Origin of the sequence: Runella sp., assembly GCF_027484545.1 — a bacterium.
Taxonomy (GTDB): domain Bacteria; phylum Bacteroidota; class Bacteroidia; order Cytophagales; family Spirosomataceae; genus Runella.
This window is the reverse complement of record NZ_JAIXST010000271.1, coordinates 1-10,722: the sequence shown is the minus strand read 5'-3', so window position 1 is coordinate 10,722 and position 10,722 is coordinate 1. Positions and strand designations below refer to the sequence as shown.

Annotated in this window: 10 protein-coding genes; 9 read left to right on the top strand and 1 reads right to left on the bottom strand. The window is 43.2% G+C overall.

What is annotated here, in order from left to right:
• The first annotated feature begins 364 nt into the window (after positions 1-364).
• The 9 genes from Q0081_RS31985 (at position 365) to Q0081_RS24280 (ending at position 10,291) form a co-directional block, all read left to right on the top strand.
• Positions 365-1,861 (top strand): sensor histidine kinase, encoded by a 1,497-nt coding sequence (locus Q0081_RS31985; protein ID WP_409034094.1) that lies wholly within the window; start codon positions 365-367, stop codon positions 1,859-1,861.
• 48 nt (positions 1,862-1,909) lie between these two features.
• Positions 1,910-2,152, top strand: a complete 243-nt coding sequence (locus Q0081_RS31980) for a sensor histidine kinase (protein ID WP_409034095.1) — start codon at positions 1,910-1,912, stop codon at positions 2,150-2,152.
• Positions 2,153-2,340: 188 nt separating this feature from the next.
• Complete coding sequence (locus Q0081_RS24310) at positions 2,341-4,533, top strand: S9 family peptidase (protein WP_298359905.1); 2,193 nt, start codon at positions 2,341-2,343, stop codon at positions 4,531-4,533.
• Positions 4,534-4,560: 27 nt separating this feature from the next.
• The gene (locus Q0081_RS24305; RefSeq protein ID WP_298359903.1) at positions 4,561-5,613 is read left to right on the top strand and encodes an asparaginase; all 1,053 of its coding nucleotides are present in this window, start codon (positions 4,561-4,563) and stop codon (positions 5,611-5,613) included.
• Between the two features lie 36 nt (positions 5,614-5,649).
• Positions 5,650-6,804 (top strand): P1 family peptidase, encoded by a 1,155-nt coding sequence (locus Q0081_RS24300; protein WP_298359901.1) that lies wholly within the window; start codon positions 5,650-5,652, stop codon positions 6,802-6,804.
• A gap of 114 nt (positions 6,805-6,918) precedes the next feature.
• The gene (locus Q0081_RS24295) at positions 6,919-7,152 is read left to right on the top strand and encodes a helix-turn-helix domain-containing protein (RefSeq protein ID WP_298359899.1); all 234 of its coding nucleotides are present in this window, start codon (positions 6,919-6,921) and stop codon (positions 7,150-7,152) included.
• A 9-nt stretch (positions 7,153-7,161) separates the two neighbouring features.
• Complete coding sequence (locus Q0081_RS24290) at positions 7,162-8,670, top strand: AraC family transcriptional regulator (protein ID WP_298359897.1); 1,509 nt, start codon at positions 7,162-7,164, stop codon at positions 8,668-8,670.
• Between the two features lie 228 nt (positions 8,671-8,898).
• A complete protein-coding gene (locus Q0081_RS24285; RefSeq protein ID WP_298359895.1) occupies positions 8,899-9,717 on the top strand; it encodes a hypothetical protein in 819 nt (272 codons plus the stop codon).
• Between the two features lie 178 nt (positions 9,718-9,895).
• Entirely contained in the window at positions 9,896-10,291 is a 396-nt protein-coding gene (locus tag Q0081_RS24280) for a hypothetical protein (RefSeq protein WP_298359893.1), read from the top strand.
• Between the two features lie 119 nt (positions 10,292-10,410).
• On the opposite strand, the gene Q0081_RS24275 is transcribed toward Q0081_RS24280, so the two are convergent.
• On the bottom strand, positions 10,411-10,584 hold the full coding sequence (locus Q0081_RS24275; RefSeq protein ID WP_298359891.1) for a hypothetical protein: 174 nt from the start codon (positions 10,582-10,584) through the stop codon (positions 10,411-10,413).
• Positions 10,585-10,722 lie beyond the last annotated feature (138 nt).

Here is a 10,722-nt window from a genome sequence, read left to right as displayed (position 1 = left end):
TGCTCTTTGAAGACTTCAAGAACAACCGCTCGGGCGGCCCCGTTTTGCCTTAAAACTCCCATCATAATTTCGCCTGATACGCTTTCCCATTTTTGTCTTATTTTAAGATGAAGATAATAAGTTTTTACTTATAAGCTCGGTCCTAAAATCGGGGTACATTATAAACCGAGATTTAGAAATTGAGGGTGCTTTAGAAAAAGTCCGTTCTGCATCACTTGCTATTCACCAATCGTATGAGCTTGAAAAGGTAATAGTAGTTTTATTTGAAAAACTTATAGACCTTGGAATTCCCTTCGATGCAACTTTTATTTATTTTTTTGACAAACCAAAAAGAAATATTGAAGCTTGGGTTGCAACAAAGTTATTGCCTGCACCTATTAAAGTAGATATGCCTTATGATGAAGATATTGCAACTAATCCAATTATTAAAGACCTATGGCATGCCATTGAAACAGGTGAAAATGGACTTAATAAAACCTACAAAGAAAAAGATAAGAACGACTATTACTGCTACGAAGCAAAATATAACCCAACGCTAATTCCTGAATCTGTTACTGAATTACAGCTTGAAGCTGAAAGTTGGACTACCACCTTTGCTTCAGAAAAAAACTCAATAGTAGGCTTTGATAGTTGGTCTGGGCAATTGACAACTACTGAAGACTTTCAAATATTAATACGATTTGCAAAAGTTTTTGAACAGGCTTACACCCGTTTCCTTGATTTACAAAAAGCAGAAGCACAGGCGAGAGAAGCCTCACTTGAACGCATCCGTAGCCGTGCAATGGCGATGAATACATCAGAAGAGTTGAATACTTTGATAGGTTTTATTTATGTCGAATGCACCAAACTCAATATGCACTTAGACAGGGGTTTCATTATGACTTTTAATAAAGCTACAAAAGATACTCATTGGTGGATGGTGAGTGCAGACGCATCAGATAAGCCTTTGAAAATTTTGGTAAAATACCATGAATATGCGCCTAATTTGGCAATTTTAAAAGGTTGGGAAGAACGTCAGCAAAGATGGTCATACGTCTTAGAAGGCAACAATAAAAAAACATGGGACGATTATCAATTTGCAAATGACTTATCACAATTACCCGACTTTGTAAAAGACAATATGCGTTCAGTCAAAAGTGTTATACTAAATGCTTCATTTCAAAATTTTAGCTGCATTATGCTTTCCTCATTTGAGCCTTTGAGTGAAGACCATTTTGATTTATTGATGCGCTTATCCAAAGTATTTGACTTAACTTATACCCGCTTCCTTGATTTGCAGCTTAGAGAACAAAATGCCATAAGATTGATAGAGGAAAAAGAAAAATTAGAATTCACGCTTTCAGAATTGCGTGCCACCCAAGCCCAACTCATCCAATCCGAAAAACTTGCTTCCCTCGGCGAACTCACCGCAGGCATCGCCCACGAGATACAAAATCCTTTGAATTTTGTCAATAACTTCTCGGAAATGAGTATAGAATTAGCAAAAGAACTCGATGAAGAAATTGACAAAGAGGTAATGAACAAAGAATTAGTGAAAGACTTAGTCAGTGATTTAAGCCAAAATCAACAAAAAATAAACCACCACGGCAAGCGTGCGAGCAGCATCGTATCGGGCATGTTGGAACACTCACGCACGAGTACAGGCGAGCGAGTTTTGACAGATATCAACAAATTGGCCGATGAATATCTCCGACTTTCATACCACGGAATTAGAGCCAAAGACAACGCCTTTAATAGTGACTACAAGACCGACTTTGATGAAAACCTCCCCAAAATCGAAGTCATTCCCCAAGACATGGGGCGGGTTTTGTTGAATTTGATTAATAATGCTTTCTGGGCTACCAACCAGCGAAACCTGTAAGGTTTTTAAAACCTTGCAGGTTTAAACGACTACAGCCCAACAGTCACTATTTCAACACAAAGGTCTGACAATCAAATCATTCTCAAAGTAATAGACAACGGCATCGGTATGTCAGAAGCCACCAAAGCCAAAATCTTTCAACCATTTTTCACTACAAAACCCACAGGCCAAGGCACGGGTTTGGGGCTAAGTTTGGCGTATGATATTGTAACCAAAGGACACGGCGGGACGATTGAGGTAGAAAGTGTAGAAGGTGAGGGAACAACGTTTGTAGTGAAGCTTCCTCTTTAAACTAAGGGTATGATTACACTTTTCCTGACTTTCTTGGCCTTAGAATAGCACCGCTCTAAAATACGCACTTTCTTTTTCTTGCCGTCAGTTAGTATTTTTTTATTAGTTTTTGTAAAATGCATAGAATTCCGTCTTCTCATTTTCAACCCTTTTTCATCCCTTTTTAAATCATACAACTTCTTTTTTTGATGCAAAAAATTTATCCAATCGCTTGGCTGTTATTCTTTACAATTTCAGCCAATGCTCAAACACAAAAGGTTTTTACGGAGGCCGATTACAATCGTGCCGCCACGATGCTCGTCCCCAATGCCACCAAATGCATTGACAATCAGATACAACCGCAATGGTTGCCCGACGGCCGACTTTGGTACCGTACTCTGACGGCCAATGAATCAAAATACGTGTTATACAATCCCGTTGATGGCAAAAAAAGTACGGCAAACTCGAAAAAAGAGTTATTGGAAGGCACAGCTGCCACGCCCACTCCACCCAAAATTTCCAACATAGAAACGCTATCGCCGGATGGCAAAAAAGTTGTCTTTATCCGTAATTGGAATCTATGGATAAAAGACCTGAGTACTGGCAAAGAAACGGCACTCACCACTGACGGCGTTAAAGACTTTGGCTATGCCACCGACAATGCAGGATGGAAACACTCGGCCAAAGCGATTGTAAAATGGTCGCCTGATTCTAAAAAAATTGCCACTTTTCAGCAAGACCAACGGCATACCAAAAGTATGTATTTGGTAAAAACAACGGTAGGGGCGCCCGAATTGGAAGAATGGAAATATCCCCTGCCGACAGATTCGGCCGTCATCAAAATTCATCGGGTCATTATTGATACGGAATCGTCCAAAGTGATTCGCCTTGCCTCCAAGGCCGATGACCGACGCAGTACATTAGGCGATGACATATCGCACAATGGCGAATTGGATGATGTTTCGTGGAGCGATGACGGTAAGCAACTCGCTTTTGTATCCACCACCCGCGATCACAAACAGGCCAACCTGCGCATCGCCAATGCAGAAACAGGAGAGGTAAAAGAAATTTTGGAAGAAAAAGTAGCTACCCAATACGAATCTGGGCAAGGGGCCGTCAACTGGAAGTTTCTGCCGAAAACCAATGAGTTCATCTGGTATTCGGAACGCTCCGATTGGGGACACTTATACCTGTACGACGCCACGACCGGTAACCTTAAAAACCAAATCACTACCGGCAATTTTGTGGTTACCCGTATTCTGAAAACAGATGCTTCGCAAAGGGTCATTTATTTTGAAGCGAAAGGAAAAGAAGCCAATCAAAACCCCTATTTCTCTTATGTATATCGGGTTGATTTCAGTGGCAAAAATGTAACATTACTAACCCCCGGTAACGGCCACCATGCAATCAGCTTTTCGCCCGACGGGACCTATTTTACCGATACCTATTCCCAACCCAATGTACCGCCCGTCACAGAGGTGCGCGATACAAAAGGCGCATTGATTATCACCTTAGAGAAGACCGACATCACACGTTTAAAAACCATTGGCTGGACCCCGCCCACTCCTTTCAGTGTAAAATCGGCCGACAATAAATGGGATTTGTATGGCCAAATGTTTACTCCTTCCAACCTAAATTCTTCTAAAAAATACCCCGTGATTGTGTATATCTATCCCGGTCCGCAGGGCGGCAGTGTGGGTTCGTGGAGCTTTTTAGGCGCCACCAGAGACAATCAGGCGTTGGCCGAATTGGGTTTTGTGGTGGTGGTTTTGGAAGGCAGTTGTAACCCCAATCGCTCCAAATCTTTTCATGATGCCTGCTACGGCAATATGGGGGAAAACACCTTGCCCGACCAAATCGCGGGCCTAAAACAACTGGCCGAAAAATATACGTACCTAAATTTGAACAACGTCGGTATTTGGGGACATTCCGGAGGAGGATTTGCAACGGCTGCCGCGCTGTTCAAATACCCTGATTTCTTTAAGGTCGGCATTTCAGAGTCCGGCAATCATGAAAACAGAAACTACGAAGATGATTGGGGCGAACGATACATTGGATTCGAAACAAAAGACCCAAAGGGCATTTCTAACTATGAACAACAGGCGAACCAAGTACATGCCAAAAATTTAAAAGGAAAACTGTTGCTGGTTCACGGCGGCATGGACGATAATGTCCCCCCCTATAATTCGTATTTAGTGGCTGATGCGTTGATCAAAGCCAACAAAGACTTTGATTTTCTTATTTTCCCCAATGCCCGCCACGGCTACGGAGAAAACACGTATTACATGATGCGCAAAAGATGGGACTACTTTGTACAGCATTTGATGCAGGCAACTCCTCCCAAAGAGTATCAGATCAACATAACCCCCGACCCAAGAGCGAAGGAACCAAACGAAAAGTAGATTACTAAATCCTATACCTGTTTTACGATGAAAAATGTATTCCTTGTTCTGTTCGCGACCTGTTGGCTTCCTATAAAAGCAACTGCCCAAAAGCCAAGAGTAATCATCTTAGCCACCGGGGGAACCATTGCCGGAAAAGGAGCCAATCCGGACCGAGCCGCGTATGAAGCGGGAAAAATACCCATTCAGGATTTGTTGGTTGCCATTCCCACCATCAATAAGTTGGTCGATGTGCAGGGCGAACAGATCGCCTCGGTCGGCAGCTATAAAATCACGATTGATATTTGGCTGAAATTGGCAAAACGAATCAATGAAATAGTTACCAAAAATGAAGCGGATGGGATTGTCATTACCCACGGCACCGATACGCAGGAAGAAACCGCCTACTTTTTAAGTCTCACCACCGGTTCAACTAAACCGGTGGTGCTTACCGGTTCCATGCGTCCTTCCACTGCTATCAGTACGGATGGTCCTAAAAACCTCTACGATGCTATTTTGGTAGCTGCTGCTCCCCAAAGCCAAGGCAAGGGGGTAATACTGAGCTTCAATGAACGGATCTATGATGCAAAAAATGTCACAAAGATCAACACGCTGGATGTCAATGCGTTTGATTCACCTAATACCGGCGCAATTGGTAAGATACACGACGGTCAGGTGAAATACCACAGCCAACCCTTCTACGCTGGCCCGAAACCTTTTTTTGACATCAGCAAAATTTCCACCTTACCCAAGGTGGAAATAGTTTCCATGTATGCAGATGCTTCTGCGATTCCATTCAATGCATTGCTCAACGAAAAGATTGACGGTATTGTGATTGCCGGCGTCGGTAACGGACATTACAATCAAGCCATTCAGGAGGCAATCCAAAGGGCAAAGTCAACAAAAATCATCATCGTACGCTCCTCCCGAGTCGTTTCGGGCAATGTAGAGATTGCCACTGAAGACGAGTTTAACGACGTTAAAATGAATACGATAGCGGCCCTTGATCATAATCCCCAGAAAGCACGGATTTTATTAATGTTGGCGCTCACCCTGACGAAAGACCGAGAAAAAATACAGGAACTATTTCTGAATTATTGATGCAGTACTACCGAAAATAGCTCAATCACCATGAAAATGACCCAATCGCTTATAGTGCCATTGCTGCTGATTTCTTTTTTAGGCTACACCCAAAAACCTCGCGCCCGCGACATCGGGATTCCGTTTGAAGGAACAACGGGAAAATTCAACGCCATCACTGATGTGAAAGGCGTGGAGGTGGGCTACAGTACCATCATTTCGGGACAGGGCAAAAACATACGAGGCAAAGGCCCCGTTCGAACGGGGGTCACGGCCATTTTGCCAAGGGGAAGAAACAATAATCCTGTGTATGCCAACTGGTATTCCCTGAACGGCAATGGTGAAATGACCAGCACGACGTGGATTACTGAATCGGGTTTTCTGGAAACTCCCATCATGATTACCAATACCAACAGCGTGGGCGTGGTGCGCGATGCCGTATTGAAATGGTTTGTGGAAACCAAATGGTACAAAGAAGATTTTTGGTATACCTATCCCGTCGTGGCGGAAACCTACGACGGTTTTCTGAATGACATCTACGGCTTTCATGTCAAAGAAAACCACGCTTATGAAGCCTTGAATACGGCCAAATCGGGTTTATTGCAGGAAGGAAACGTAGGTGGCGGCACGGGAATGATGTGCCTTGGATTTAAAGGAGGAACCGGCACTTCTTCCAGAGTCGTGAAAATCAAAGACTCAACGTATACGGTAGGCGTGTTGGTCCAATCGAATTTTGGCGGCAAAAAGAACTTCACCATTGCGGGAGTACCCGTTGGGCAGGAATTAAAAGACACTTTGAACTATGAATTCAAAGCCCCTCCCTCCTACCAACCCGGCGACGGCTCTATCATTATCGTTGTGGCTACCGATGCTCCGCTTTTGCCGCATCAATTAAAAAGAATCGCTGCCCGGGTTCCCATTGGCGTAGGGAAAATGGGCGGACGGGGCGAAAACGGCTCGGGCGATATTTTCATTGCCTTTTCGACGGCTAATCCCACTGCATTTCAACGAGATAAATTCACCAAAGTAGATCAATTGCCCAACGATTTGATCAATCCACTATTTGAAGCCACCGTACAGGCCACCGAAGAAGCCATCACCAACGCCATGGTGGCTGCCGAAACAATGGAAGGCATCAACGGTAACAAAGCCTACGCTTTGCCGCATAAAAAGGTTATGGAAGTATTGAAAAAGTATAACCGAGTGAAGTAAATCAATCCTTCCTTTTTATATACCCTTTTTATCATAGCGTTAGCGTATTGCTATTGTTCAAACCTAAAATAACACTATATTTATGTCATCTAAACTGCTTAATTTGAGGATTGTATGTCGCATCAACCTTCGGGAAACATTGATAAACTGACTGCTTTTTTAGACGAAAATTTGGATCATTTTGCTTGGTCATTGGATGCCATCTGTAAGAAAATCGGGATAAGTCGGGCCCAATTGCACCGAACGATTAAAGAAAAAACGCAGCTTTCCGTTACTTTATTCATTCGTCAAAAAAGGCTTGAAAAAGCCAAAATGCTGCTTTCGGAGACCGATTTGCGTATTTCATAGATTGCGTATATGGTCGGAATCGAGAGTCCGCCAAATTTCAGCAAGTACTTCATCGAAGCATATCAAATTTCTCCTACAGAGTTCAGAAAACAGGAAATGGCTTCTGAAGGAAAGTCGGTTTTGGAGGAGCCAAAGGATAAATTATCCATCGCCGTATTGCCCTTTGTCAACATGAGTACTGATGCCGAACAGGAGTATTTCAGCGACGGCATCACCGAAGAAATCATCAATGCGCTCACTCACATTCCTGCCCTAAAAGTAGCGGGACGCACTTCGTGCTTTACCTTCAAAGGACAAAGTCTGGACTTACGACTTATCGGTCAACAATTGAACGTCACACATATTTTAGATGGAAGTGTCAGAAAATCAGGCAATAGAGTTCGCATCGCAGCACAGCTTATCAAGGTTGAAGACGGTTACCATCTTTGGTCGGAGAAATACGACCGCGAATTGAAGGATATTTTTGATATTCAGGATGAGATTTCACTGGCCATTTTAAAAGAAATTAAGTCCACGTTATTTGGTGAAGAGAAACAAACGACCCTCAAACGATATACCAACAATCCCGACGCCTATCAACTGTATCTGCACGGGCGTTTTTACCATAATAAATTTGGCGGAGCCGAAGAATTCAGAAAAGCAATAAGCTACTTTGAAGCGGCCATTGCCCTTGAGCCTGACTACGCCATTGCCTATTCGGGAATTGCCTCCTGTTACCTCAATCTGTGGTTTTATCGGCATCTTCCGCCGGAACAGAGTTTGCCGCAAATGAAACAGGCCACCGAGCAAGCGTTACGGTTGGACAGTCAAATCACGGAAAGTTATTTGGCCTTGGCCCGAATGCAACTGCTCTACGAATGGGATTTCGACAGCGCGGCCCAAACCTTCAGAAAGGCAATGATGCTCCATCAAACCACGGCAGAGTTGCACGCGCAATACGCCCTGTTTTTGAGTCTGTCAGACAGGCTTGACAGGGCCAAAGAACACGTTTTGTCGGCGCTGTCGTTGGAGCCATTTTCGTTGATCAATAATTTTTATGCTTCTTACATTTATTGGTTGGCCGAAGATTTTGACAAAGCCATTGCTAAGGGCAGGCAACATGTTGAATTAGAGCCTACTTTTTGGGGAGGACACCTGATCATCGGTCTCAATCTGATCGCTTTTAAAAACTACCCCGAAGCCTTGGAAGAACTGGATAAAGCGCTGCATCTCAATTACACCGGTTTGACATTGAGTGCCTGCGGTGTTTTGTTGGGTTTGTCAGGGGAAATAAACAAAGCAAAAGACATTCTCGAAAAAATAGCGGTACTAAATCGTACACAACCCGTCGACAACTATGATTTGGGAATCGTCCATGCCTGCATGGGCGAAATGGATACGGCCTGTCTGTACTTTGAAAAAGCCATCGAAGCCCATGAACCTCCTATGTTGTTTTTCAAATACATTGTCCGAGATTGGCTGCCCCCCTTCAAAAGCGACCCACGTTACCACCAACTTCTTCAAAAAATCAGAAAATAAGAGGGATACAATTCATTCGTAATTCGTCACCGCGGCGGCCGGGGCCGCCCGTGCGAGTCCGCTCGCTCATCCGCTTCATGCAACAATAGACTAAGCTTTTGCAAGAATAGACTAAGCTTTTGTCAAAAATGCACTAACCTTATTGATTTTCAAGTATTTACCTTTGGTATGTCAATTAGGAAAGAAACACTTTCACAAGTTGATCCATCAAATGTAAACCTTACTACAATGAAAAACGCTCAATTAACAAACACTGCACTTAGGTCGTTTGCAATCGCCGGGTTTTGTCTATTAGTTTCCATCGTTGCGGCGGCTCAGGCCGCGCCCGATGCTCCCGTTTATCTGCTTCGCGAATACATGAAAGTAGAGCCTGGAATGGAGGAAGAATACCTCAAAGTAGAACACCTCTGGAAAAAAGTCCACCAACGCCGCAAAGACGAAGGAAAGATTTTAAACTGGAACCTCTCCCGCAGCAGTTTTTACGGTACCAATGCCGACTACGATTACATGACCGTTACGGCTTTCAAAAGCGGCAAAGAATTGGAAGAAGCCCAAAATATGACTTGGGAATACATTACCAAAGGAATGAGTCCTGAAGAAATAGCCTTGGCCAATTCGACCGGAAAAACCCGTAAAATGGTCTCAAGCAGTCTAAGCTACCAATTGCTCAGATCTCAATCGAATGCCGAAAACCGTTTTATAAAAATCACTCAGGTGAAAGCTGCTGCTGGAAAAGGAGTGGAACTCGAAAAAGCGGAAGCCATGATGAAACCTGTTTTTGACGAAGCCGGCAAAATGGGGGCTATTTCGGGCTGGAGATTTGGTGAACACCTGTACCCGCGTTCGGCAGAAGGTGCCAACTATTACCGAATAGAATCTACCAATACCATGGCCGATATGCTGACGCATGAAAGCAGCGGGTATTTAGAAAAAGCCTTCAAAAAAGTATACCCAACCAAAGATTTTGCCGCCACGATGAAGAGCATTCGCGACCTGATTACCTTACTGGACGTAGAATTGTTTGAACGAGTGGATTCCACTAAATAGGCCCAGCGGCAGCTTTTACGCTCTGATTTTCCATCAAAAAAATTATGTTAGGTTAATAAGTGAACCCGCAATCCATTGGGATACCCCCTCGCTTGAGGGGGTAGGGAAATCCTGACCCGCCTCAATACTAAATCTCAGTCCCCCACACAACTATATTCATAATCAACTATTTACATCTATGAAAAAGTTAATTTCCAAAAGTCTGATACTCGTTGGAGTATTGATTTACGGCAATGCAAATGCCCAACAAAATGAAATAACTCCCTCTTTTGAGTCAGAGATTCACATCGCTCAAAAGGAGGTAAAAGTTCACCTTATTGTAAACAGAACAGATAACCGCAGCAAATTCACCGTCCAACTGCGTAATGAGCAAGGGCAGGTGATGTACAGAAGTTCCTTGTCCAAAGATGAACTGCAACACCGATTTGTCTTTGATTTTGTAGACGTAGCTCAGGGCAACTACTCTATTGAAATGCAAAACGGCAAGGAGTCCCCGGTGACAAAGGTACTCCAAAAAGAGTATACTGTTCTTGCCAAAGCCATCACCTCCAATAAAGTTATCGCACTGAATTAGTGCTTCTGTATTTAGAGAACGGGCATCTAAACTAAATCTCACCGTGTTGAAGAGCATTCACTTTTAGACATGACAAAAATTTTAACGACAGGCTCTTTTTAACCAAAACAGGCCATAATTTAATAAAAAATCAATTGATAAATAAGCGTAGAAAAGAAACCCGTTTCGAGCAATTGAAGCGGGTTTTGTGTTTCTTTTAATTGGAGTTTACTACGCTTTACTGATTTATTCCTACGCTTTACACTTAAAAAATTAGTGAGTAAAATGAGTTCCTGCACTTTTGTCCCGTTCATTTCAGAATTCATTTTAACAATTATAGATAGGGACATAACTAATTGGAACAAATAATTGTAGAATTCCAAAAAATGGGATTCCATTTTCTGGCAAAAGACAGGGACTTTGATGCCTTTGTGAAGGCATCCTGCAAGAGT